This is a genomic window from Aeromonas sp. R2-2 (genome assembly GCF_040908355.1).
Taxonomy (GTDB): Bacteria; Pseudomonadota; Gammaproteobacteria; order Enterobacterales; family Aeromonadaceae; genus Aeromonas; species Aeromonas veronii.
Map to the genome: position 1 here is coordinate 1 of NZ_JBFODQ010000074.1, position 24,002 is coordinate 24,002.

At 60.3% G+C, this 24,002-nt stretch carries 18 protein-coding genes, 1 tRNA gene and 1 riboswitch; of the genes, 15 read left to right on the top strand and 4 right to left on the bottom strand.

The window, feature by feature from the left end:
- The first annotated feature begins 132 nt into the window (after positions 1–132).
- From AB5Z09_RS15505 to hemB, 12 genes are all read left to right on the top strand, one after another.
- Positions 133–208 (top strand) — tRNA-Thr (locus AB5Z09_RS15505).
- A gap of 321 nt (positions 209–529) precedes the next feature.
- Positions 530–1,705, top strand: coding sequence for a cytosine permease (gene codB, locus AB5Z09_RS15510; protein ID WP_368195675.1), 1,176 nt, complete (start codon positions 530–532; stop codon positions 1,703–1,705).
- Positions 1,699–2,964 (top strand): cytosine deaminase, encoded by a 1,266-nt coding sequence (locus AB5Z09_RS15515; protein ID WP_307895848.1) that lies wholly within the window; start codon positions 1,699–1,701, stop codon positions 2,962–2,964. Before codB ends, AB5Z09_RS15515 begins: the two co-directional genes overlap by 7 nt.
- A 95-nt stretch (positions 2,965–3,059) precedes the next feature.
- The gene (gene crcB, locus AB5Z09_RS15520; protein WP_005339378.1) at positions 3,060–3,437 is read left to right on the top strand and encodes a fluoride efflux transporter CrcB; all 378 of its coding nucleotides are present in this window, start codon (positions 3,060–3,062) and stop codon (positions 3,435–3,437) included.
- A gap of 65 nt (positions 3,438–3,502) precedes the next feature.
- The gene (gene ubiE, locus AB5Z09_RS15525) at positions 3,503–4,255 is read left to right on the top strand and encodes a bifunctional demethylmenaquinone methyltransferase/2-methoxy-6-polyprenyl-1,4-benzoquinol methylase UbiE (protein WP_005342396.1); all 753 of its coding nucleotides are present in this window, start codon (positions 3,503–3,505) and stop codon (positions 4,253–4,255) included.
- Positions 4,256–4,263: 8 nt separating this feature from the next.
- Complete coding sequence (locus AB5Z09_RS15530) at positions 4,264–4,872, top strand: SCP2 domain-containing protein (protein WP_236399679.1); 609 nt, start codon at positions 4,264–4,266, stop codon at positions 4,870–4,872.
- Positions 4,872–6,512 (top strand): ubiquinone biosynthesis regulatory protein kinase UbiB, encoded by a 1,641-nt coding sequence (gene ubiB / locus AB5Z09_RS15535; protein ID WP_005339383.1) that lies wholly within the window; start codon positions 4,872–4,874, stop codon positions 6,510–6,512. The genes AB5Z09_RS15530 and ubiB overlap by 1 nt, the downstream gene beginning before the upstream one ends.
- A gap of 42 nt (positions 6,513–6,554) precedes the next feature.
- Positions 6,555–6,806, top strand: coding sequence for a Sec-independent protein translocase subunit TatA (tatA, locus tag AB5Z09_RS15540; RefSeq protein WP_005339385.1), 252 nt, complete (start codon positions 6,555–6,557; stop codon positions 6,804–6,806).
- A 3-nt stretch (positions 6,807–6,809) separates the two neighbouring features.
- On the top strand, positions 6,810–7,274 hold the full coding sequence (tatB, locus tag AB5Z09_RS15545) for a Sec-independent protein translocase protein TatB (protein WP_005342398.1): 465 nt from the start codon (positions 6,810–6,812) through the stop codon (positions 7,272–7,274).
- Positions 7,271–8,026, top strand: coding sequence for a twin-arginine translocase subunit TatC (tatC, locus tag AB5Z09_RS15550; protein WP_058058793.1), 756 nt, complete (start codon positions 7,271–7,273; stop codon positions 8,024–8,026). Before tatB ends, tatC begins: the two co-directional genes overlap by 4 nt.
- 188 nt (positions 8,027–8,214) lie before the next feature.
- A complete protein-coding gene (locus AB5Z09_RS15555; protein ID WP_368195676.1) occupies positions 8,215–9,000 on the top strand; it encodes a TatD family hydrolase in 786 nt (261 codons plus the stop codon).
- A gap of 3 nt (positions 9,001–9,003) precedes the next feature.
- Positions 9,004–10,020: a porphobilinogen synthase gene (hemB, locus tag AB5Z09_RS15560; RefSeq protein ID WP_005357271.1), complete on the top strand. Its 1,017-nt coding sequence runs from the start codon at positions 9,004–9,006 to the stop codon at positions 10,018–10,020.
- Positions 10,021–10,095: 75 nt separating this feature from the next.
- On the opposite strand, the gene AB5Z09_RS15565 is transcribed toward hemB, so the two are convergent.
- Together AB5Z09_RS15565 and AB5Z09_RS15570 are read right to left on the bottom strand one after the other, a co-directional pair.
- On the bottom strand, positions 10,096–13,602 hold the full coding sequence (locus AB5Z09_RS15565; protein ID WP_368195677.1) for a hypothetical protein: 3,507 nt from the start codon (positions 13,600–13,602) through the stop codon (positions 10,096–10,098).
- Between the two features lie 168 nt (positions 13,603–13,770).
- Positions 13,771–15,960 carry an immunoglobulin-like domain-containing protein gene (locus AB5Z09_RS15570; RefSeq protein WP_368195678.1) on the bottom strand — a complete coding sequence of 730 codons (2,190 nt, stop codon included), beginning with the start codon at positions 15,958–15,960 and terminating at the stop codon, positions 13,771–13,773.
- A gap of 50 nt (positions 15,961–16,010) precedes the next feature.
- Positions 16,011–16,096: riboswitch (cyclic di-GMP riboswitch) on the bottom strand.
- Between the two features lie 437 nt (positions 16,097–16,533).
- On the opposite strand from AB5Z09_RS15570, the gene prlC reads away from it, so the two are divergent.
- The 3 genes from prlC to AB5Z09_RS15585 all read left to right on the top strand — a co-directional run bounded on the left by prlC (position 16,534) and on the right by AB5Z09_RS15585 (position 22,149).
- Entirely contained in the window at positions 16,534–18,576 is a 2,043-nt protein-coding gene (gene prlC, locus AB5Z09_RS15575) for an oligopeptidase A (protein WP_139741731.1), read from the top strand.
- Between the two features lie 207 nt (positions 18,577–18,783).
- A complete protein-coding gene (locus AB5Z09_RS15580) occupies positions 18,784–21,333 on the top strand; it encodes a bifunctional diguanylate cyclase/phosphodiesterase (RefSeq protein WP_236382608.1) in 2,550 nt (849 codons plus the stop codon).
- A gap of 63 nt (positions 21,334–21,396) precedes the next feature.
- A complete protein-coding gene (locus tag AB5Z09_RS15585) occupies positions 21,397–22,149 on the top strand; it encodes a class I SAM-dependent methyltransferase (protein ID WP_368195691.1) in 753 nt (250 codons plus the stop codon).
- Between the two features lie 70 nt (positions 22,150–22,219).
- On the opposite strand, the gene AB5Z09_RS15590 is transcribed toward AB5Z09_RS15585, so the two are convergent.
- Complete coding sequence (locus tag AB5Z09_RS15590) at positions 22,220–22,474, bottom strand: Rho-binding antiterminator (RefSeq protein WP_158111269.1); 255 nt, start codon at positions 22,472–22,474, stop codon at positions 22,220–22,222.
- A gap of 30 nt (positions 22,475–22,504) precedes the next feature.
- Positions 22,505–23,995: a guanosine-5'-triphosphate,3'-diphosphate diphosphatase gene (gene gppA / locus AB5Z09_RS15595; protein WP_005355894.1), complete on the bottom strand. Its 1,491-nt coding sequence runs from the start codon at positions 23,993–23,995 to the stop codon at positions 22,505–22,507.
- Positions 23,996–24,002: the final 7 nt, after the last annotated feature.

Consider the following 24,002-nt stretch of genomic DNA (forward strand, 5'->3'; position numbering starts at 1 on the left):
TGATCCCATGCCGAACTCAGAAGTGAAACGCGGTAGCGCCGATGGTAGTGTGGCATTCGCCATGCGAGAGTAGGACACTGCCAGGCACCCAATTTCAAGATTACGCCCAGCGTGGTCTTTACCGGTTAGTGTGCTGATATGGCTCAGTCGGTAGAGCGCATCCTTGGTAAGGATGAGGTCCCCAGTTCGATTCTGGGTATCAGCACCATTAAATAGAAAGCCTCCCTGAAAAGGGAGGCTTTTTTGCATCTGTCATTTTTGTGATATCCCCTTACATTCCCATTCCCGCAACCCCCTCTGCTTGCAGTCGACACTGTTTATCTGCTGGTTTGAGTCCTAATGTGTTACTCATTTGACTGCTATTGATGGTTTTATCCAGAGATTTAACCATGATTGATTGACGTAAAACGTTTTACATGTAAAGTCCGGCGCGTTTTGCCTATTACGTGGAGAGAGAGCATGGCGCAGGATAACGAATACTGTTTGGGGGCGGTACCCGCCAAAGGGCGCAAAGGGGGGGCTTTCGCTGATGCTGGTGATGCTCGGCCTGACCTTCTTCTCTGCCAGCATGTGGACCGGTGGTGCGCTTGGTACCGGGCTGGTATTCGATGACTTCATCAAGGCGGTACTGATTGGCAACCTGTTGCTGGGTATCTACACCGCTTGTCTCGGTTATATCGGTGCCTCAACCGGCCTCTCTACCCATCTGCTGGCTCGTTACTCCTTTGGGGTGAAAGGTTCCTGGCTGCCATCCCTGCTGCTCGGCGGTACTCAGGTCGGCTGGTTTGGCGTTGGCGTGGCGATGTTTGCCCTGCCGGTGCAGAAGGCGACCGGCATAGATGTGAACTGGCTGATCGCCATTTCGGGCATGTTGATGACGGTGACCGTCTACTTCGGCATCTCCGCCCTGATGGTGCTGAGCTTTGTGGCCGTGCCGGCTATCGCCCTGCTCGGTGGCTACTCGGTCTGGCTGGCGGTGACCTCGACCGGTGGCATGGCTGCACTGCAGCAGGTACAACCAAGCAATCCCATCGAGTTCACCACGGCGTTGACCATGGTGGTCGGTTCCTTTATCAGTGCAGGAACCCTGACCGCCGACTTTGTCCGCTTTGGTCGCAAACCCTGGGGCGCCGTCATGATTACCATGGTGGCGTTTTTTTTGGGCAACACGCTAATGTTCGTCTTCGGTGCAGCTGGTGCGGCGGTAACGGTGCAGGCCGATATCTCGGAAGTGATGCTGATGCAGGGGCTGTTGATCCCCGCCATTCTGGTGCTGGGTCTCAATATCTGGACCACCAACGACAACGCGCTCTACGCCTCCGGCCTCGGTTTTGCCAATATTACCGGTCTCAAGAGCAAGCCCCTCAGCGTGATCAACGGCCTCATCGGTACGGCTTGCGCCCTCTGGCTTTACAACAACTTTGTCGGCTGGCTGGCCTTTTTGAGTACGGCAATTCCGCCGATCGGTGGCATTATCATCATGGATTTCCTGCTCAATCGTGAGCGTTACCGTCAATTTGCCGATCAGCAGTTCGAGACGGTGCGCTGGCAGGCGCTGGTCGCCACGGCAGTCGGGGTGGCTGTCGGCAAGTGGTTGCCGGGCATAGTGCCACTCAACGCGGTATTGGGCGCCGCCTTCACCTATTTCATTCTGGTTCGCCTCACCCAGCGGCCGGTTCTGGTACAGGAAGCTAACAAATGCTGATTCAACATATTCGTTTGGCCGATCGGGAAGGGTTTTGGCAGATCCGCTGTCAGGATGGGGTCATCACCGCCATCGAACCCCATGACGAACATGCCGTCGCCGGTCGGGTGCTGGACGGGGAGGGCGGTCTGGCGATTGCCCCCTTTATCGAACCCCACATTCACCTCGATACCACCCAGACGGCGGGCGAGCCGAGCTGGAATCTCTCCGGCACTCTGTTCGAGGGGATCGAGCGCTGGGCCGAGCGCAAGGCGCTGCTGACCCATGAGGATGTGAAACAGCGTGCCATCCAGACGCTGAAGTGGCAGATCGCCAACGGCATCCAGTTTGTGCGTACTCATGTCGATGTCTCCGACCCCAATCTGGTGGCGCTCAAGGCGATGCTGGAGGTGCGGGAGGAGATGAAGGAGTGGGTCGAGCTGCAGATCGTCGCCTTCCCGCAGGAGGGGATCCTCTCCTACCCCAACGGCAAGGCACTGCTGGAGGAGGCGCTCAAGCTGGGGGCTGACGTGATTGGCGCGATCCCCCACTTCGAGTTTACCCGGGAATATGGGGTCGAAAGTCTGCACTACATCTTCGATCTTGCGGAGAAGTATCAGGTTCTGGTCGATGTGCACTGCGACGAGATCGATGACGAGCAGTCCCGTTTCATCGAGACGCTGGCGACCCTGGCCTACGAGCGGGGTATCGGTCATAGAGTCACCGCCAGCCACACCACCGCCATGCACTCCTACAACGGCGCTTATGCTTCCCGCCTGTTCCGGCTGCTGAAGATGGCGGACATCAACTTCGTGGCCAATCCGCTGGTGAACATTCACCTGCAGGGGCGGTTCGATACCTATCCCAAACGCCGCGGCATTACCCGGGTGAAGGAGATGCTGGAGGCGAACATCAACGTCTGCTTCGGTCACGACGACGTGTTCGATCCCTGGTACCCCATGGGCACCGCCAACATGTTGCAGGTGCTGCACATGGGGCTGCATGTCTGCCAGATCATGGGCTACGAGCAGATCAACGACGGTCTGAAGCTGATCAGCAGCCACAGCGCCCGCACCCTGAACGTGCAGGATCGTTATGGCATAGAGGTGGGCAAACCGGCCAACCTGTTGATCCTGCCTGCCGACAACGGCTTCGATGCGGTGCGCCGTCAGGTGCCGGTGCGTTACTCGATCCGCCACGGCAAGGTGATTGCCCAGACCCGCCCGGCCCAGACCGAGATCGTGCTGGGTGAGCCAGAGCCCATCGATTTTCGCCGCTGAGATTTCAATCAGGCTGGATGTCGATTAGTTCCGCCTCTGGGCACAAGGGCCGCCATTGCGACATAATGGCGGCCTGACCCTGAGGGAGTGACACCATGCAAACCTGGTTCTATGTTGCTGCAGGGGGCGCCATCGGCGCCTGCCTTCGTTTTGGGATTGCCGAACTGATGGCCTTGCTGCTGGGGCGCCACTTTCCTTACGGGACTCTGGTGGTCAACGTGGTGGGCTCTTTCATCATGGGGGTGGCGTTCGCCCTCATCAGTCATGGTCATGTGGTAGAACACCCGATGAAGCCGCTGCTGATGGTGGGGATCCTCGGAGCCCTGACGACTTTCTCTTCCTTTGCCCTCGATACGGTGGTGCTGGCTCAACATGGGGCCTATCTGAAAGCGCTGCTCAATATCGGTCTCAATCTCTTCCTCTGTCTGGCCATGGTGGTGCTGGGCATGCAGTTGGTTGCGAGCCGGGTTTAAGGTGTCCGGACGCCAGTGGCTCTGGTAAACTGGCGGCCATTCTTTGCTCTATGGGTGTTTAAGGGATGTCAGAACAAGCAACGACAACGCATTTTGGCTTTAAAACCGTGGCCGCGACCGAGAAGGAAACTCTGGTAGCAGGTGTCTTCCATTCGGTGGCAGCCAAGTATGATCTGATGAACGATCTGATGTCGTTCGGCATCCACCGCCTGTGGAAGCGCTTCACCATCGACTGTTCCGGTGTGCGCAAGGGCCAGAAGGTGCTGGATCTGGCCGGTGGTACCGGTGACTTGACAGCCAAGTTCTCCCGCATCGTCGGCGAGACCGGTCAGGTGGTGCTGGCGGATATCAACGACTCCATGCTGAAAGTGGGCCGCGACAAGCTGCGCAATCTGGGGGTCGCCAACAACGTCTCCTACGTGCAGGCCAATGCCGAGGCGCTCCCTTTCCCCGATAACCACTTCGACGTCATCACCATCGGCTTCGGCCTGCGCAACGTCACCGACAAGGACAAGGCGCTCGCCTCCATGTTCCGGGTGCTCAAGCCGGGTGGCCGTCTGCTGGTGCTGGAGTTCTCCAAGCCGGTCAGCGAAGTGATCGCCAAGCTCTATGACCTCTACTCCTTCAAACTGCTGCCGAAAATGGGCGAAATCGTCGCGAACGACAGTGAAAGCTACAAATATCTGGCAGAGTCCATCCGCATGCACCCGGATCAGCAGACCCTGGCTGGCATGATGGAAAATGTCGGTTTCGAGCAGGTGGAATACTTCAATCTGACCCAGGGTGTGGTCGCCCTGCACCGCGGTTACAAGTTTTAAGGTTGCCTATGCCGATGGATGCCATGGTCACCGCGGTGATCGAAACCAGCCTCAACCAGTTGCTGGCGCTGGACAAACAGAGCCCGGAGCGGCTGCGCAAACTGGTGGGCAAGGTGCTCAAGCTGGAGCTGCGTGAACTCAAGCCACTCTGGTTTGTCTTCTCCGAGCGTCGGCTGGATGTGCTGGCCCAGCATGAAGGGGAGGCCGATGCGGTGCTCAGCCTGTCGCTGACCGCCCTCGGTCTGCTGAAAGACCCGTCCGCCCTGACCCGCTATATCCGCGAGGAGAAGCTGGATCTGAGCGGTGATCCCCAGCTGGTACAGGCATTCAGCGTGCTATTGGGTGAGCTGGATATCGACTGGGAAGAGGAGCTGTCGCGCTATACCGGCGATGTGCTGGCCCACACCCTGTTCAGCGGTGCCCGTCAGGCGTGTCGCCTGGTCGGTCGCGAGCTGTGCCGCACCCGCAGCCAGCTGGCGGAATATCTGACCGAAGAGGCCCGCCTCGCCCCCGGCCCGCTGGAGGTGGCGAGTTTCAACGATGACGTCGAGGTGCTGGCCCAGCAGCTCAAGGCCGTCGAACTGCGGCTGGCCCGCTTCGAACAGCAGGTGACCTGATGACCCCGAAGGAGTTCAAACGCCTCTATCGCATCATCACCATCCTGCTGGAGCAGGGCATCGACGAACTGGTGCCCGCCCGCTATCAACCCTGGCCGGGTCGTCTGGCCCGTCGCTCCCTGTTCTGGCTCAAGAACAAACAACCGGATCTCAGCCGCGGTGCCCGCATCCGCCTCGCCTTCGAGGCCCTTGGCCCCATCTTCATCAAGTTTGGCCAGATGCTCTCGACCCGCCGCGACCTGCTGCCGCCGGATATCGCCGAAGAGCTGGCCCTGTTGCAGGACAGAGTGCCCCCCTTCTGTGGTCAGGCGGCGCGCCAGCAGATCGAGCTGAGCTTGGGTTGTCCCATCGAAACCCTGTTTGACGACTTCGACGAGACGCCGCTGGCGTCGGCCTCCATCGCGCAGGTGCATACCGCCCGCCTGAAGGAGAGTGGCCGCGAGATCGTCATCAAGGTGATCCGTCCCGACATCGAGCCGGTTATCGAGGCTGACCTGCGGTTGATGCAGGCGCTGGCCCGTCTGGTGGCCCGCTTCGTGCCCCAGAGTGCGCGACTGCGCCCCATCGAGGTGGTGGAGGAGTATCGCAAGACCATCCTCGACGAGCTGAATTTGATGCGCGAAGCGGCCAACGCCATCCAGCTACGCCGCAATTTCACCGGCTCCGAGGCGCTCTATGTGCCTGAAATCATCACCGACCTCTGCCGCGAGCAGGTGCTGGTGATGGAGCGCATCTACGGTATTCCGGTCTCCGATATACCGGCGCTGGAAGCCAACGGCACCAATATGAAGCTGCTGGCCGAGCGCGGGGTGGAGGTCTTCTTCACCCAGGTGTTCCGCGACAGCTTCTTCCACGCCGATATGCACCCGGGCAACATCTTCGTCTCTTACGAACATCCGGAAAACCCGCTCTGGATCGGCATCGACTGCGGCATCGTCGGTACCCTCAATCGGGAAGACAAACGCTATCTGGCGGAGAACTTCCTCGCCTTCTTCAACCGAGACTATCGTCGGGTGGCGGAGCTGCACGTGGAGTCGGGCTGGGTACCGGCAGACACCAAGGTGGACGAGTTCGAGTTCGCCATCCGCACCGTGCTGGAGCCTATCTTCGAGAAGCCGCTCTCCGAGATCTCGTTCGGTCACGTGCTGCTCAACCTGTTCAACACCGCGCGTCGCTTCCATATGACGGTGCAGCCGCAACTGGTGCTGCTGCAAAAGACCCTGCTCTATGTGGAAGGGTTGGGGCGTCAGCTCTACCCGCAGCTCGATTTGTGGCAGACCGCCAAGCCGTTCCTCGAAAACTGGATGCACGAACAGGTCGGGCCCAAGTCGGTATTGAACGCCATCAAGGAGAAGGCGCCATTCTGGGCGGAGAAGCTGCCGGAGCTGCCGGAGCTGGTATATGAGACTTTGCGTCAGACCCGTCATCAGCAGCGTCATTTCGACCAGATGTTTGCCGAGTTCCGCCGTCACAGCCGTCGGCAGGGGCAGGCCCGCTACCTCTTAGGGGTTGGAGCCAGCCTGCTATTGGCGGGTGTATTCTTGCTGACCCAAAAACAACACATTGAGTGGGGACAAGCCAGTCTCGCCGGTGCAGCCCTCTGCTGGCTGGTCGGCTGGTTGCGAACCCGTTCCCATTAATCAACAACCGCGCCGTCAGGCGCCTGTTCTGGAGAGAAAATCATGGGTGGTATCAGTATTTGGCAATTGTTGATCATTGCAGTCATCGTCGTGCTGCTGTTCGGTACCAAGAAACTGCGAGGCATTGGCGGTGATCTAGGCGCGGCGGTCAAAGGGTTCAAGAAAGCCCTCTCCGACGAGCCGGCTGATGCCAAGGCCGAGCAGAAAGATGCCGAGTTTCCCCCGAAACAGCTGAACGAAGCGGCCACTCAGAGCAGTGAGACCGCCAAGCAGAAAGACAAAGACCAGGCCTAAGCCATGTTCGATATCGGTTTTTGGGAGCTGGTCGTTATCGGTGTGGTAGCACTGGTGGTACTGGGGCCCGAGCGGCTGCCGGTTGCTATCCGCACGGCTACCCACTGGATCCGCCTCATTCGTTCGACCGCGAACTCGGTCAAGTCCGAGCTGGAGCAGGAGCTCAAGTTGCAAGAGCTGCACAACGACCTCAAGAAGGCCGAACAGTTGCAGATGAGCAACCTGAGCCCCGAGCTGCAGGAGTCCATCGAACAGCTCAAAGCGGCGGCCCAGTCGGTCAATCGCCCCTATCAGGTTGAGAACGAGATCCGTCCGCCGCGCCCCGAGCCGGTCGCCCAGGCTGAGCCTGCCACGCCGGTTGAGCCTGCGGTGCAGCTGAGCCACGACGTGCCTCCGGTCAATAGCCAGCGGGAGAGTGAGCCGGTGCCGGTCAGCGATTCCGCAGTAAAAGGGGAGGTGAAGCCATGAGTCAGGCCGAACAACCCCTGATCAGCCATCTGGTTGAGCTGAGAACCCGTTTGCTGCGCTCCATTACCGCCATCCTCGTGGTGTTTCTGGCGCTGATCTACTTCTCCAACAACATCTACGACTTCGTGGCCCAGCCGCTGCTCAGCCAGCTGCCGGAAGGGACCAGCATGATAGCGACGGATGTGGCGACCCCCTTCCTGACGCCGATCAAGCTGACCCTGGTGGTCTCCTTCTTCGTGGCGATCCCCTATCTGCTCTATCAGGCCTGGGCCTTTATCGCCCCCGGCCTGTACCAGCACGAACGGCGCCTCATCATGCCGCTGGTGGTCTCCAGTGCCCTGCTGTTCTATGCGGGCATGGCGTTCGCCTACTACGTGGTGTTCCCGCTGGTGTTCGGTTTCTTCACCAGTACCGCACCCGCCGGGGTGACAGTGGCGACCGACATCGCCAGCTATCTGGACTTCGTACTGACCCTGTTTTTCGCGTTCGGGGTGGCGTTCGAAATTCCGGTGGCCACCATACTGCTCTGCTGGACTGGCGTGACCACACCGCAAAACCTGAAGGAGAAACGTCCCTACGTTATCGTCGGGGTGTTTGTGGTCGGCATGCTGCTGACGCCGCCTGATGTCTTCTCCCAGACCCTGCTCGCCATCCCGATGTGGGCGCTGTGGGAGATAGGTCTGTTCTTCGCCCGCTTCTACGTGAAGAAAGAGGATGAAGAGCAACAGGAACAACCGGATGGGGAGAGCTGAGGCTCTGTTCGTCACCTGTTTGCCGGACGGCGAGAGGATGACGACGTCCGCAGGAATAGCAGAACGAGGGGAGCTGAGGCTCCCTTCCTCTTTTCATGCTCCCGTTCGAGGCGTATGGTAAGACCCCATTCGGTAGATGGTTTTCAAATACCTGATATGTATTCCTTTTGTTCGGAACGTCTCATCCCATGATCGATATCGGTTTAAACCTGACCAGCAGCCAGTTCGTCGGTGAACAGCCTGAGCTGGTGGCCCGTGCCCGCGCCGCCGGAGTGGACGCGCTGATCCTCACCGGTACCGATCTGGCTGGTAGCCGCGAGAGCGCCGAGTTGGCCGCCCGCTGGCCGGGCTACTGCTTCTCCACCGCCGGGGTCCATCCCCACGACGCCAAGAGTGTCGTTGCGGCGACCCTGCCCACCTTGCGCGAGCTGGCAGCCTTGCCGCAGGTGGTCGCCATCGGTGAGTGCGGTCTCGACTACAACCGCGACTTCTCCCCCCGTCCGGTGCAGGATGCGGTATTCGACGGCCAGCTGGCACTGGCTGCCGAGCTCGGGATGCCGGTGTTTCTCCACTGTCGTGATGCGCACGCCCGTTTCATCGAGATCCTTCGTCCCTGGTTGCCCAGACTGCCGGGTGCCGTGCTGCACTGCTTCACCGGTTCCGATGAGGAGCTGGACGAGTGTCTGGCGCTGGGGCTGCATATCGGGGTGACCGGCTGGCTCTGCGATGAGCGCCGTGGTCAGCTGCTGCGCGAACAGGTAGCGCGTATTCCGGCCGGTCGGCTGATGATCGAGACCGATGCCCCCTATCTGGTGCCGCGAGATCTGAAACCGCGCCCGAAACGCAACGAACCTGCTTTTTTGCCGCACATCGCCCAGGTGGTGGCGGCCTGTCGTGGTGAAGCGCCCGAGGCCTTGCTGGCCCATACCCGGGCCACCTCCGCCGCGTTCTTCCAACTTCCTCTCCAGGAGTGATTCATGGCTACAACTCTTCCGGGCGCCTTTCCGGGCCGCCGCCTGCGCCGTCTGCGCAAACATGATTTCAGCCGTCGTCTGGTGCGCGAGAACGTACTGACCGTCAACGATCTCATCTATCCGGTGTTCGTGCTGGAGGGGGAGAACCGTCGGGAAGCCGTTCCCTCCATGCCGGGGGTGGAGCGTCTCTCCATCGATCTGCTGTTGGAAGAGGCAGCCGAGCTGGTGGAGCTGGGCGTACCTGCCATCGCCCTGTTCCCGGTCACTCCGCTGGAGAGCAAGAGCCTGATGGCGGAGGAGGCATACAACCCGAACGGACTGGCCCAGCGCACCGTGCGTGCCCTCAAGGCCCGCTTCCCGGAGCTCGGGGTGATCACCGACGTGGCGCTCGATCCGTTCACCACCCACGGGCAGGACGGCATTATCGATGACGAAGGCTATGTGCTGAACGACATCACCACCGAGATCCTGATCAAGCAGGCGCTCTCCCACGCCGAGGCCGGAGTCGATATAGTCGCGCCGTCCGACATGATGGATGGCCGCATCGGCGCCATCCGCGCGGCGCTGGAGGAGAACGGCTTCATCAACACCCAGATCATGGCCTACTCCGCCAAGTACGCTTCCTGCTACTACGGCCCGTTCCGTGATGCGGTTGGCTCTGCCGGCAACCTCGGCAAGAGCAACAAGGCCACCTATCAGATGGATCCGGCCAACAGTAACGAAGCCCTGCACGAAGTGGCGCTGGATATTCAGGAAGGGGCCGACAGCGTGATGGTCAAGCCAGGCATGCCCTATCTGGACGTGGTTCGTCAGGTGAAGGATCAGTTCGGCGTGCCGACTTTCGCCTATCAGGTGAGCGGCGAGTACGCCATGCACATGGCGGCGATCCAGAATGGCTGGCTGAAAGAGAAGGAGACCATCATGGAGTCCCTGCTCTGCTTCAAGCGGGCCGGTGCCGATGGCATCCTCACCTACTTCGCCAAGCGCGTGGCGCAGTGGCTGAAGGAAGATGCCCGCTAAGCTGATGTATCCGAGCGTGTAACGGATAGAAAAGAGGGGAGCCGATGGCTCCCCTCTTTCGTTACTGATAGCTGATTACAGCTTTATCCAGGCATCGCTCCAGGCAGTGCCGGTACCCGGCGCATAGTGGCTGGTCGAGCCGCCACACCAGCCGCTGTAGGGCCAGGGTTTGCACTCGTAGTCGCCACCGGCATTGCTGACCCGTTCGCCACTCTGATAAGCGGTGCCCGCAACATAGGCCGGGTAGCTGCCGTTACCACCGTCACTGTCACCACCCGGAGCCTGTTCCACCAATGCCAGGGTGAAGCGGCGCTCGAAGCCCTGCTTGCTCCCCTCAGCCATGCCCGCCAGCAACAGCTCGTAACTGCCGGCCGCTAGGCCAGACTGTGCCAGCTGCAGGGAACCCTGACCATCGATCAGGGCGCTGCCGGTGGCGACCGGATTGCCATCCTGCAACAGGGTCGCGGTGATGGTCACCGGGTTGGCGGTGGTCAGCGTCAGACTGAAGTCGAGCGCGCCGTTGACGATGAGATATTCGGCCGCCAGATCGGTGACGGTGAAGTCACTGTTGCTACCGGTAGTGGGCAGAATGAAGTCTCCGCTCAGGTAGGTGAGACCGGTCCAGCCGGAGCTGGTCAGCCAGTGCTTGCCATTGGTCTGATAGACGTTGGGCAACTGGGTGCACTGTTTGTTGTCATTAACGAAGCCGATACCGTAAAAGCCCGCCACATTCTTGTAGCAGAGCTGGCGTCCATTCTGGTGCAGCACTGGCTGATCCAGCTTGCCCTTGTGGTGGAGTGACAGCCAGTCAAACTGGTTGATGGCCGAGACCAGCGGCACAAACTGGCCATCGGGCTGACGATAACGGATCAGGGATCCGGCATCACAGAGCAGACCCTCAGCCTGCTGTTCGACGTAGCCGTAGTACTGCTCGCCATCCTGGAAGGTGAACCGGCAGAGATTGCCTTTCTCCGACTCCTTGGGGATCCAGCCCATCAGCAATCGCTCCTGATTGGTCAGGGCCGCCAGCTGCCCGGCACTGAAATCGCTGCCGTTGGCTACCCAGCCTTGCGGCATGGTGGAGAATTGCATGAAGTAGTGGTCGGTATAGTACATGTGGCTGTCAGCGCGGTGCTTGCGAGCCCCCTGGCTGACCGAGTTGTAGCGATAGATGTCGTTTTCCGGCTTGTGGAAACCGTTGAGATCATCGTCCAGATAGGGCAGGTCGCCCTTGCGGATATGGTAGTTGGCCATACCCGTCATCAGGGGATGCCAGCCGTGGCTGCCACGGGCAAACGCGCTCTCATGGCTGTAGGACTTCCCATCGAAGCCGTGGCCAAATTCGTGGGCAATGATGCCCCAACTGCCGTAGTAGTGGCTGACAAAGTTAAAGGTATCGACCCCGGTGATGCCACCACTCCCCAGCCCGCCCCCCATGGCGGTGATCCCCAGGTTGAGGTAGGGGCGCTTCATCAGGCTGTGGTAGTAGTAGTCATAATCGGCGGCCGTAAAGATCCCGTTCGGCACATAGCTGTTGCCGCCATTGCCGAACATCTCGTAGCCGTTCACCGCCTTGAAGTTGTACCAGACGTGTTTGAACTCCTCGGTCGAGACCATGTAGGCCAGGTTGGTGGCGATGATCAGCCACTCGCGGGCGTAGAGGGCATTGATGGGGCGCCAGGAGCCGCTGGTGTTGGTGGCGAAGCGCACGTTCCAGCTTGGCTTGAGGCGTGCCAGCTTCTGGGCAAACGGATCCGAGTTGGAGCTGAACCTGTGCTCGAACTGGGCAGGCAGATTGATGCTGTTGTCGAGCAGGTTGTTGAGATCAAACACTCCGTCGCGGCTGGCGCTGTTGAAGCGTCCCTGCTCGCCAAAGGCGCTCAGTGGCAGGGTGATTTGGGCATGGGCGGGCAGGCGATCGAGCTGGCCCAGGATCAGCCACTTGTTGATACCGTTCAGGCGTGACTCGATATTGATGTCATGCAGCTCTCTGGCGGCATAGTTGGTAATGCGCACCGTGTCGTTATCAAGCAGCTCGGTCTTGACCAGCGAATTGATGTTGACCGAACGCTGGGCGCGATCGATCAGCACCTCGTAGGGTTCGTCATTGCGCAGTATGTAGCTGACTGCGGCCGGCATCAGCTGATCGAAGATCAGCGGGCGAGCCGGCAACTGCTCGTCGGCCGTGAAGCTGATCTCCTTGCTCAGCAGCTGGTTGAAACCCAGGCCGCGTTCGTTGGCGGTGACAAGCGCCGAGCCCGCCAGCTGGAGATCTTTCAGCGCCGCCACGGGCTGCTGGTTGATCTCCCGGACAGTAAAGGTCGGGTTCTTGAACTGAAAGTCGTTGGCGATCAGGGTATCGGCATCATGCCACTCGATGCGGTCCTTGAAGTTCACCACCAGCCGATCGCCATCCATGTCGATTTTTTGCAGATTGCTGTCGGCGATCACCTGCTCAGGCGCCAGCGGGATGTTGCTGGCGATGGCATCAGCCAGTTTGCGCAGGTCATAGATGTAGTAGTTTTTGCCGGCGGTGTGGGCCAGGAGATAGTCACCCACCTGATGGAGTTGCACCAGACGGTGGCTGTATTTTCCTTCAAAGGCGAGCCGACCGGCGATGGGGGTCTTGAGACTGTTCTCCGGCGTCACATCCTGCTGGCGGTAGACCTTGATCTCGCTCAGCGCATCGGCCACCAGCACGTAATCCTGATTGGCAAAGACGGCCTGGGCGCGGTGCAGGCTGTTGCTGCCGGAATCCCGACCGGTTCCCAGGGTGGTGACATGGCGATGCTCGTCGGCCAGATCGAAGATATCGACCCGGTGCGAGTAGCGCGAGACCACGTAGAGCAGGTTGTTGCGGACAAACAGTTCGCTGACCTGGTTGTAGGCCGTGGCACTGCCGGTTGCGGTGCCGCGGATCTCGCCAATCTGCTGGCGGCTCGGGATATCGACAATGGCCACATGGCCCGGATTGCCGTTCTGGCTGACATAGAGCCGATCCTGATAGCGCTCGACCGCCGTAATCAGGCTGGCGTCCAGCCCCAGCTGGTCGGCCGTCAGCTCCTCGCCTTTGTCCAGATATTGCAGCGAGGTGGCAAACGAGTTGACGCTGCAGGAGCTGGTCTCCATCACCACCCGGGTGCGTTCGCCATTCTGGATCTGGCCGTGGGGGAAGTACTCCAGCAGACAGCCGTTGCCGTAGTCATAGTTGCCAAAGCGTTTGTTGACCGCTACGACCCCACCGTCGTACCAGGTCAGCTCCCACTCCTCATCGAAGAAATCAAAGACGTTACGAATGGCTGTTTCGTCGAAAAAGTGGGGTTTGGGCAGATCGAACAGGATGTGGTTATCCGCTGTCAGCGGGTAGAGCAGGCCGTTGATGGCAAGGTGGCGCTTGCCATCCTTGATGATCACGTTCTGCTCGTCAGCCGCACTCTGGTGCAGCGCGGCGAGGCGCGCCGTCATCTGCTCGTAGTGCTCCTGATAGGTTTGTTTGAAATAGGCTTGTTCGCGCTCATCGGCCACAACATGGGCCGACAGCAGCAGACCGAGCAGGGTGGCAAGCTTGGTGGTTCTTGGCATGGTGATTTCCTTATCTTGGTTGTTGTTGGATGTTTTTTGGTGGTTGGCAAGCATGTAAAAGAGAGGGGCTAACCCGTCCGGGTCAGTGCATCCTGCCCATCGGCAGCGTGGCCGACGGGCAGGATATGGGCGGGGGCCTGTCGGCCCCCGTTAGTGGTTGGGGCAAGGTCAGAGCTTGATCCAGGCATCGCTCCAGGCAGAGCCGGTACCCGGTGCATAGTGGCTGATCGAGCCGCCACACCAGCCGCTGTAGGGCCAGGGTTTGCACTCGTAGTTGCCACCGGCATTGCTGACCCGATCACCGGCCTGATAGCTGGTGTTGGGGGCATAGGCCGGGTAGTCACCTTCGCTACCGCCGTTGCTCTCTTCGGTCAGCGCAACCGGGAAGCGCTGCACCACCGGCTGCTGGCCATCTGCCAGACCGGTGATGACTACTTCGTAGCTACCGTCGGTCACATTGCTGCCCTGCAGCACCAGGGTGCTGGTGCCGTTCACCTTGCTGCTGGTGGTGCCGTGGCTGCGGCCGTTCTGCTCCAGGGTCGCGGTGATCTGTACCGGGTTGGCGGTCGTCACGTTGAAACGGATGCTGACCTGACCGTTGACTATGGTGTAGTCGGAGCCCATGGCGCTGACGGTGAAGTCGCTGCTGCCTTCGGCGGGGGGCGTTGTGCCGCCGCAGTCGCTGTCGCCCTGTACGCGCCAGACGCCCCAGTCACCCGTGGTGCCCGGCTCTTCGTTCTGGGTCCACCAGCCAGCCAGCCAGTTCTTGCCGTTGTGGCTGACGATGTCGCCGCCCACGTAGACCTTCTTGGCATCCCAGCTGTTTTCACAGACGGCGCCCTGCTCCCTGACGGTCACGTTGCGCTGCTGGGTTACCTGCTGACCGGCGCTGTCGCTCACCTGATAGGTGAGGGTGTAGCGGCCGACCTTGCTGCTGTCGACGCTGCCGCTGACCTTGACTTGGGCGGTCAGGTCGCCATCTTCTTCATCATGGGCGCTGACGCCAGCCATCGGATCGAAGGGGGTACCCAGCTCCAGCGTGGTGTCTGTGACGCCGCTGAATACCGGCTTCATGCTGTAGACCTCGATGGTACGTACCTGCTCGGTGACGTTGTTGTCGCGATCGCTCACCTTGTAGGTGAGGGGGTAGAGGCCGATACGCTGGCTGTCTACCGAGCCTTCTACCTGGATCTGGCCAGTCAGGTCGCCATCTTCCTTGTCGTTGGCGCTGACACCGGCCAGCGGATCAAAGGCGGTGCCCTGTTTGATGCGGGTATCACTCAGGCCGCTGAACACCGGCTTGCCGTTGTCGACCGGGGGCGTGATCTCCTGATCGTGGATGAAGGGGCCGTAGCTCTTGATGAAGGATTCGTTGTAGGACTGACCGGCGGCGTTGCGGCCCATGTCCCAGTTGATGGACCAGGTCATCACGCCACGCAGCGGTTGCCCCTCGCTCTTCAGGCGGTTGAAGGCGTTGTAGAGTTTCTGCGGATCCTGCACATAGCCGGTGGCGGCGGCGTCGATGTTGGTCGGAATGCCGAACACCAGCTTGTCATGGGGGATCTTGTAGAAGCCGCGGGTACCGTTGCTCAGCGAATCCGCCATGTAGTAGATGAACTCTTCTTTCAGGGCATCGTTGTTCTGGGCAATCCAGCCGATGCCATCGATGTAGATACCGTCGCCACCCTGGTTGTAGAACTGGGGGTTGATCCAGTCGTAGTAGCCTTCCAGATTGCGGATATAGGGGATGTAGGCGCCAGTCTGGGTCAGATAGGGGAACTCCGGCGCCATGGTGATGAGGAAGTTTTTCCCCTGGGCACGGTAGTGATCCTTGACCAGACGCAGGGCCGCCGGGATCACGGTCTGGTTGTCGGCGGCAGTGATGGCGGCCTGTTCCAGGTCGATATCCAGCCCGTCGAAGCCATAGGTTTCCACAAGACGGATGATCTCGTCGGCAAAGGCCTGCTCCTGACCCTTGCGCAGCTCGATGTGCGCATCGGCACCGCCCAGCGCCAGCAGCACGGAACGGCCCTGACGGTTCAGCTCGGCGATCTGCTCGATAAACTGGCTTTCGCTCATGCCGATGGCCGGGTCGAGTTTGAAGGTGGGGATGGGATCGCTGCCATAAACCTTCATGAAGGAGACATCGACCACGTTGTATTGCGGGTTGACCTGATCGAGCTTGACGCAGGGGGCGATACCGCCCTTGTAGCCCGAGCCGTCACACCAGTTGTGCCAGTAGCCGACCACTACGCCGGACTGGGGGTTGACCATCGCCTGACCGGCACTGGCGGCATATGCCATGGGGGCGCCCATGCCGAGCAGGCAGCCAAGCAGGGATAATTTGAGTTTGTTCATCGTCTCTCCGTACGGTGCAAATGGGGCGTCGGTTGTGACCGGACGTCCTCGGGGGCAGCCCCGCTGTCATAGGTGTTTTCCCTTAGACCGGTGGCTTTGCGTCGCGCCCTTTCGGGTCACTTTGCCTTTTTCACCCGATTTCTGTGCAGCGCAGAGAATCAAGTGACCTGCATGGCAGGTTGCCTATGATAGATGCTTGAAAATAAATTAATCAATAGCTGGTTTTGATTCTAATTCACTGAAAAATATTGATAATTTGTTACAGTCACCACATTTTGTCCGTTTCCATGATTGAGCATGACGGTACTTGGCTGGCAGCTGTGGCGCCGGTAAATGGCGACTTTTTGCCCCTTGAAAGTAGCGGTAAGAGCCGAAAAAGGCCCACAGATTCATTCTGTTACTGGCTGTTGATAGCAAAACTGCAGCAACGGCAGAGATCCGGGTCGCAATGGCTGGAAAAGTACAGGGTTGCGGCGGATTCCCGCTTGATTATTGCGTGGCTTGGCCACATGTTAGAAAGCCATACAGAGCTGCTAAAGCGGTCTGTTCAAGACCAAACAAGAGGTAACCGGGATGAATAACCCTTTGCTGACAATGGATTCGCTGCCCCCTTTCAGCCAGATCAAGCCGGAGCAGGTTCAGCCTGCCGTGATTCAGGCGATTGCTGACTGCAAGCAGAAGATCAGCGATGTGCTGGCCCAGCGTGATCCCCATACCTGGGATAGCCTGATTGCCCCGCTGGAAGAGGTAAATGACCGCCTGTCACGGATCTGGTCACCGGTCAGCCACCTCAACTCCGTACTCAACAGCGAAGCGCTGCGCGAGGCCCATGATGCCTGCCTGCCGCTGCTCTCCGAATTCCAGACCTATGTTGGTCAGCATGAAGGGCTCTATCAGGCCTATCTGGCCCTCTCCCAGAGCGATGATTTCCCGCTGCTCAGCGGCGCCCAGCGCAAGGAGATCCAGAATACCCTGCGTGACTTCCGCCTCTCCGGCATCGGTCTGCCTGCCGAGGCGCAGCAGCGTTACGGCGAAATTCAGGCCCGCCTCTCCGAGCTGGCCTCCCGTTTCAGCAACAACGTGCTGGACGCAACCCAGGGCTGGCACAAGCTGGTGGCCGATGAAGCCGAATTGGCCGGTCTGCCCGAGAGCGTGCGTGCCGCTGCCCGTCAGATGGCTGAACTTAAAGGCAAAGAGGGGTGGCTGTTCACGTTGGATATCCCCTCTTATCTGCCGGTGATGATGTATGCTGACAACCGCGAGCTGCGCGCCGAGATGTACGAAGCCTTCACCACCCGCGCCTCCGATCAGGGCCCCAATGCGGGCAAGTGGGACAACTCCGCCATCATGAGCGAGCTGCTCACCCTGCGCCGCGAACTGGCTCAGCTGCTGGGGTTCGCCAACTATGCCGAGCTCTCCCTGGCCACCAAGATGGCGGACAAGACCGAACAGGTGGTGAGCTTCCTCACCGACCTGGCGGCCAAATCCCTGCCACAAGGCAAGGCCGAGCTGGAGGAGATCCGCGCCTTCGCCGCCGAGCAGCATGGTCAGAGCGAGCTGGCCGCCTGGGATCTCGCCTACTACGCCGAGAAGCTCAAGCAGCACAAGTTCTCCATCTCCGATGAGCAGTTGCGCCCCTACTTCCCCGCCAGCAAGGTGGTGAAGGGGTTGTTCGAAGTGGTGAAGCGGGTGTTCGGCATGAAGGTGCGCGAGCGCCTCGGCATCGACACCTGGCACCCGGACGTGCGCTTCTACGATATCTTTGATGCCGACGACGAGCTGCGCGGCAGCTTCTATCTAGACCTCTATGCCCGCGAGCACAAGCAGGGCGGCGCCTGGATGGATGTCTGCCTGGGTCGTCGCTACCGTCAGGATGGCTCGCTGCAAAAGCCGGTGGCCTACCTGACCTGCAACTTCAACGGCCCGGTGGATGGCAAGCCTGCGCTGTTCACCCACAACGAAGTGGTCACCCTGTTCCATGAGTTTGGCCACGGCATCCACCACATGCTGACCCGCATCGATGTGGCCGGTGTCGCCGGTATCAACGGCGTGGCCTGGGATGCGGTCGAGCTGCCGAGCCAGTTCCTCGAGAACTGGTGCTGGGAGTCCGAGGCGCTGGCCTTTATCTCCGGCCACTACGAGACCGGCGAGCCTCTGCCTGCCGATCTGCTGGAGAAGATGCTGACCGCCCGCAACTTCCAGGCCGCCATGCAGATGCTGCGCCAGCTGGAGTTCGCCCTGTTCGACTTCCGTCTCCATCAGGAGTTTGATCCGGCCAATCCGGCGCAGCTTCCGGCGCTGCTGGACGAGGTGCGCAGTCAGGTGGCCGTGATGACGCCACCGGCGTTCAACCGCTTCCAGCACAGCTTCTCCCACATCTTCGCGGGCGGCTATGCGGCGGGCTACTACAGCTACAAGTGGGCCGAGGTGCTCTCTGCCGATGCCTTCTCCCGCTTCGAGGAGGAGGGGATCTTCAACCCTGCGACCGGCCAATCCTTCCTGAAGAATATTCTGGAGAAGGGGGGCTCGAAGGAGCCGATGGAGCTGTTCCGAGCCTTCCGTGGCCGGGAGCCAAAGGTCGATGCGCTGTTGCGACACAGCGGTATTGCCGCCTGAGATTCCTGACCCGCCGCCTGTGTGAGCTTCAAGCAGGTACACTGTTTTGCGGCATAGTGGGATCGAGTCGTGATTTCTGCGACAAAAAGGGACCTTTTGGTCCCTTTTTTCAAGGCTTTTTAATATCTTGCTGATTGCATATTTGCACTGCCCACGGCTCTTCAGTAGAGTCGTGTTCTAACCTTCAAGGAGAGAAAGCCACTTGCCATGAGGCGAGCACTCGATTCCGTCTATCAAATCATCTCCAGTCTGGCTCATTCGAGCGGCCAGGGATATTTCGATACCTTTGTGAGTGAAATCGCCGCTGCTGTGATGGCTGATGTCGTCCTGATCGCCAGCAGGGAATCAAATGCTTCCCATCTTACGGTTCAGGCTGCCCATCCCTCCTCTCTTGACCCCGATACCCTGACGCTGCCAATCACTGACTCTCCCGATGCCATTACCTGGCAGGAGGGGGAAGCCTGGTTCAGCGATCGTCTGTTGCAGCTGTTCCCCGCGATGCCGCTTGCCGATGCGTGGCAAGCCCAAGCCTACGCCGGGATCGCCCTCAAGGATGCGGATGGCGAGACCATAGGCATCTGCTGCCTGCTCTATCGTCAGCCGCAGGCCAATATGACCAAGGTGATGGGGCTGCTCCGGTTGCTGGGGCCGCTGGCCGGTCGCGAACTGGCGCTGATGCTGCAACGCCAGCTGCCGCAACTCTTGCCTGATACCCCTCATGTGCTGCAGAGCATGCTGTTTCAGGCCCCGGTGGGGATCGGCAAACTCGATCTCACCGGCCGTATTCTCTGGGCCAACCCGGCCATCGAGAAGATGCTGGGTTATCCCCTCGACGAGCTGCTTCATCGCTCCATCTCCGACATCAATCACCCGGAGGATTGGCAGCGCAGCCTTGAGTGCTACGAAGAGATCCGGCGCGGCGAGCGCAGCAGTTTCACCCAGGAGAAGCGCTACTTCTGCAAGGGGGGCGAGATCCTGTGGGGGCGGGTAACTGTCACCCTGATCCGCGACGAGCAGCAGCAGCCGGACTACCTGATGGTGCTGCTGGAGAATATCGATCCCCTCAAGCGCCATGCGGAGCAGCTCAAGCTCTCTCACCGGGTCTACGACAACCTCTCCGAAGCGATTCTGGTGTGCGATGCCGACAGCCGCATCATCTCGGTCAACCCGGCCTTCGAGCAGATCACCGGCTACAGCAGCGACGAGGTGCGGGGCCAGCGTCCCAGCATGCTCAAGTCCGGGCTGCACGATCAGACCTTTTATGCCGACATGTATCACGCGCTGGAGCGGGTGGGGGTGTGGCGTGGCGAAGTGTGGAACAAGCGCAAGAACGGCAAGCTCTATCCGCAGCAGCTGATGATCAGCACCCTGCGCGAAGCGGGCAAAATCCAGCAATATATCGCCATTTTCAGCGATCTTTCCCAGACCAAGGTGGCCGAGCAGAAGATCGCGACCCAGGCCAACTACGACAACCTCACCAGCTTGCCCAACCGCTGGCTGTTTGGCCGCTGCCTCACCCGTTTCTGCGAGCGGGGCGAGCGCTTCGCGCTTATGGTGCTCGACCTCAACAACTTCAAGGCGGTCAATAACAGCATGGATCACCATGCTGGCGATGCCCTGTTGCGGGAGGTGTCGGATCGACTGGTGAGCCGGGTGCGCACCGAAGATTTGGTGGCCCGTATCGGTGGCGATGAGTTCGCGTTCCTGGTGCCCGGCATCGTCACCCGCCGTCAGGCCGAGGTGTTTGCCAAGCAGGTGATCGGCAGCTTTGCCCGTCCCTTTATGCTGGCCAACCAGCATCTCTATGTGACCGCGACCATCGGCATGACCCTCTGCCCGGTCGATGGCAGCGAGAGCGACGAGCTGCTGCGCAACGCCGAACAGGCGCTGTTTGCGGCCAAGCGGCAGGGAAGGTTGCTCGGTGCCTACTGCTCATCCATGCGGGAAGAGGTGCGCCAGCGCCACCAGATGCAGCAGGATTTGGCCGAAGCGATCAAGCTGGAGCAGCTGACCATGGCCTACCAGCCCATCTGGGACAACCGCAGCGGACGGGTCGCCAAGCTGGAGGCGCTGGTGCGCTGGTATCACCCCCACTGGGGGCAGGTATCCCCTGCCGAGTTTATTCCGCTGGCGGAAGAGGCAGGTCTGATTCAGGGGCTGGGGACGCTGGTATTGTGGCAGTCGTGCCGGGATCTGGCGCGGTTGCAGCAGTCCGGTTTTCCGGATCTGCAGATGTCGATCAACCGCTCCACCATGGAGTTCCAGACCATTGACCCCGAGGCGAGCGAGTGGCTCAAGGTGATCCAGCACTTCGGGCTCGATCCTGCCGACATCGTCATCGAAATCACCGAATCTCTGCTGATGGAGAGCAGCGATCAGCACAGGGTGCGGATCGATGCCCTGCGCGAGGCGGGCTGCAAGCTGGCCATCGACGATTTTGGTACCGGCTACTCGGCCCTCAACTATCTGCGCACCTTCCCGGTAGATCTGGTCAAGATCGACCGCTCCTTCGTGCGCCATATCCCCTTCAACGAGCAGGATAGGATGCTGCTCGACGGCATCATCAACATAGTGCACAACCTCGGCATGCAGGTGGTGATCGAGGGGGTAGAGACCCGCGAGCAACTCAACTTCCTTTGCCAGAAAGGGTGCGCCTTTACCCAGGGTTATCTGCTCAGCCGCCCGCTAGCCTATGACGATCTCATTGATTACCTCGCTCTCAACCGTCAGGGGATGAACCTCACTGTCGTGAGCTGATCCACCGCTTCTGTTATCATGGCCGCTTCTGTACGTGCCATGAGTCTGTCTCCTATGCCCCATATTCAGGTTTTCAGTGAAGTCCCCGCCCGTGATGGCGAGCTCGACGCCCTGCGTTTACGCCTTGCCGACGTGGAGTATCCGGCTCCGTTTGCGCTGGTACTGACTGAAGAGAGACTGGAACTGCGCAAGCTGGACGAGCCCAAGCTGGGTGCCGTCTATGTGGACTTCGTGGAAGGGGCGGTGGCACATCGCCGCAAGTTTGGCGGCGGTCGCGGCCAGTCCATCGCCAAGGCGGTGGGGCTCAAGGCCGGTGCCACACCGACCGTGGTGGATGCCACAGCCGGGCTGGGGCGCGATGCCTTCGTACTCGCCTCTCTCGGTTGCAAGGTGACCCTGATCGAACGCAGCCCTGTGGTGGCTGCTCTGTTGCAGGACGGGCTGGCGCGGGCGGCACAGGATCCCGAGATTGGCCCCTGGGTCAGCGAGCGGATGCACCTGCTGCAAGGCCCGGCGGTGGACAACCTGCTGGCGCTGCCGGAGCGGCCCGAGGTGATCTACCTCGACCCCATGTTCCCCCACAAGCAGAAGTCGGCGCTGGTAAAAAAAGAGATGCGGGTATTCCAGTCGCTGGTGGGGTCGGATCTCGATGCGGATGCCTTGTTGCCTGCCGCGCTCAAGATGGCTGATAAGCGGGTGGTGGTGAAGCGGCCGGACTACGCCGGCTGGCTCAACGAACAGAAGCCCAGCATGGCCATCGAAACCAAGAGCAACCGCTTCGATGTCTACGTGATGGCGGCGCTGGCGGCGGGTTAACAGCCGGTGTGAGCCGCAGATGCAAAAAGGAGGGCCAACGTCATGTTGGCCCTCCTTTTTCGTATTGGATTCAGTTGGTTGGCGCGAAGTTGATCAGCTTCTCTTCCCCTTGCCAGTTCAGGCGCAGGGTCGCCAGTTCTGCCAGACTGAGCCGCTCGCCACTGTGCAGCAGCAGATACTCGACCCCTTCGCTGGCTTCGATAGTGCGGATCTTGTCATCCCGCTGGCGACCATCGCGGCTGGTGAGGGTCACCGGCAGTTGCCAGCTGGCAGCAATTTCGAGCCAGTCGTAGAGATCGCAGCTGATGGGTTGATAATCCGGCATGATCGGCTCCAAAACAGGCAGGTTGCTGAGTCAGGCTTCCTGTACGCGGGTCGGCCAGCCCATCTTCTGCTGGCGTTCCACTTCAAAGCGCAGCTCGCTGGCGCGCAGGTAGTGTTCATCCATCCAGCCCTTGGGCAGGGTCAGGGTCAGTGACTCCTCTTCTGCCTGCAGGGTGAAGCTGGGCACTGTGCCCTGGGTGCGGCGCATGCAGAGGATCAGCGCGATGCGCAGGATACGGGCCAGCCGGATCGCCTGACGACCGGTGACTGCACCCTGTTTTTCCAGCGGTTCCAGCTTGAATTCGTCCCGCTGGTTGAACAGCAGGGCCGACAACAGCTTCTTTTGCGCAGGGGTAAAGCCCGGCATGTCGATGTTGTCGATGATGTAGGCGGCGTGTTGCGGCGCCTTCTTGTATTCGATACAGAGGCCAATCTCGTGCAGCAGGGCGGCATAACGCAAAATCGGGCGACCGTAGCGTTTGGAGAGTCGCCAGGCCGGTTGCAGCTGGTTGAACGCCTCGACGGCGGTATCGCGCACCCGTTCGGCGTGCTCTTTATCCAGCTGATAGCGGCTGATCAGGCTGTCGGCGGTGCGATCCCGGGCATCACAGTCGTGATTGTTGCCAAGCAGACCGTAGATCAGTCCTTCACGCAGGGCGCCACCCGCGAGGGTCATGCTCTCGATGTCGAGGGTTTCGAAGATGGCAATCAGGATGGCGAGGCCGGAGGGGAACACGGTCAGCCGCTCGGCCGCCAGCCCTTCCAGTTGCAGCCGGTCGAGCTTGCCGCAGGCGATGGCCTGACCCATCAGCTCCTGCAGTTTCGGCAGGGTGACCCGCTCGCTCTTCCCTTGCGCCAGCATGATCTCTTGCAGCGCCTGTACCGTGCCGGAGGCGCCAACGCAGGTGCGCCAACCGAGGGCTCGGTAATCTTCCGCCACCTTCTCCAGCACCGCCTTGGCGGCGGCAATCGCCTGCTCGAAACGGGCTTCGGAGAGCTCGCCATCACCGAAGTGATTGTTGAGCCAGGTAACACAGCCCATGTGCAGGCTGTTGAGCAGTTTTGCTTCGCTATGTTCGCCGATCACCAGTTCGGTACTGGCACCGCCGATGTCGATCACCAGCCGGTTGCCTTCCCCGGCAGAGGTCCAGGAGACCCCTTCATAGATGGTCTTGGCCTCTTCCTCGCCCGAGATGATCTCGATGCTGTGGTTGAGAACCCGTTCCGCTTCACTGAGGAATTCGTCGACGTTGGTGGCAAGCCGCAAGGTGGCGGTGCCCACCACCCGGATATTGTCGGCCGGAATGTCCTGCAACTGTTCGGAGAAGAGACGCAAACAGTCCCAGCCCCGCTCCATGGCGGCACGGCTGAGACGAAATTCCGGATCGAGCCCGGCTGCGAGGCGAACCTTGCGCTTGACCTTGGCGACGGTGCGCAGAGCACCGGCGACCTCGCGCACCACCAGCATATGAAAGCTGTTGGAGCCGAGGTCGATAGCGGCATAGAGAGGCGAGTTGTGCAACGGGCCT

Bases quoted from the DNA above. Each gene is read 5' to 3' on its own strand.
- codB (WP_368195675.1), top strand. From the start codon at position 530: ATGCTGGTGATGCTCGGCCTGACCTTCTTCTCTGCCAGCATGTGGACC.
- AB5Z09_RS15515 (WP_307895848.1), top strand. From the start codon at position 1,699: ATGCTGATTCAACATATTCGTTTGGCCGATCGGGAAGGGTTTTGGCAG.
- crcB (WP_005339378.1), top strand. From the start codon at position 3,060: ATGCAAACCTGGTTCTATGTTGCTGCAGGGGGCGCCATCGGCGCCTGC.
- ubiE (WP_005342396.1), top strand. From the start codon at position 3,503: ATGTCAGAACAAGCAACGACAACGCATTTTGGCTTTAAAACCGTGGCC.
- AB5Z09_RS15530 (WP_236399679.1), top strand. From the start codon at position 4,264: ATGCCGATGGATGCCATGGTCACCGCGGTGATCGAAACCAGCCTCAAC.
- ubiB (WP_005339383.1), top strand. From the start codon at position 4,872: ATGACCCCGAAGGAGTTCAAACGCCTCTATCGCATCATCACCATCCTG.
- tatA (WP_005339385.1), top strand. From the start codon at position 6,555: ATGGGTGGTATCAGTATTTGGCAATTGTTGATCATTGCAGTCATCGTC.
- tatB (WP_005342398.1), top strand. From the start codon at position 6,810: ATGTTCGATATCGGTTTTTGGGAGCTGGTCGTTATCGGTGTGGTAGCA.
- tatC (WP_058058793.1), top strand. From the start codon at position 7,271: ATGAGTCAGGCCGAACAACCCCTGATCAGCCATCTGGTTGAGCTGAGA.
- AB5Z09_RS15555 (WP_368195676.1), top strand. From the start codon at position 8,215: ATGATCGATATCGGTTTAAACCTGACCAGCAGCCAGTTCGTCGGTGAA.
- hemB (WP_005357271.1), top strand. From the start codon at position 9,004: ATGGCTACAACTCTTCCGGGCGCCTTTCCGGGCCGCCGCCTGCGCCGT.
- AB5Z09_RS15565 (WP_368195677.1), bottom strand. From the start codon at position 13,602: ATGCCAAGAACCACCAAGCTTGCCACCCTGCTCGGTCTGCTGCTGTCG.
- AB5Z09_RS15570 (WP_368195678.1), bottom strand. From the start codon at position 15,960: ATGAACAAACTCAAATTATCCCTGCTTGGCTGCCTGCTCGGCATGGGC.
- prlC (WP_139741731.1), top strand. From the start codon at position 16,534: ATGAATAACCCTTTGCTGACAATGGATTCGCTGCCCCCTTTCAGCCAG.
- AB5Z09_RS15580 (WP_236382608.1), top strand. From the start codon at position 18,784: ATGAGGCGAGCACTCGATTCCGTCTATCAAATCATCTCCAGTCTGGCT.
- AB5Z09_RS15590 (WP_158111269.1), bottom strand. From the start codon at position 22,474: ATGCCGGATTATCAACCCATCAGCTGCGATCTCTACGACTGGCTCGAA.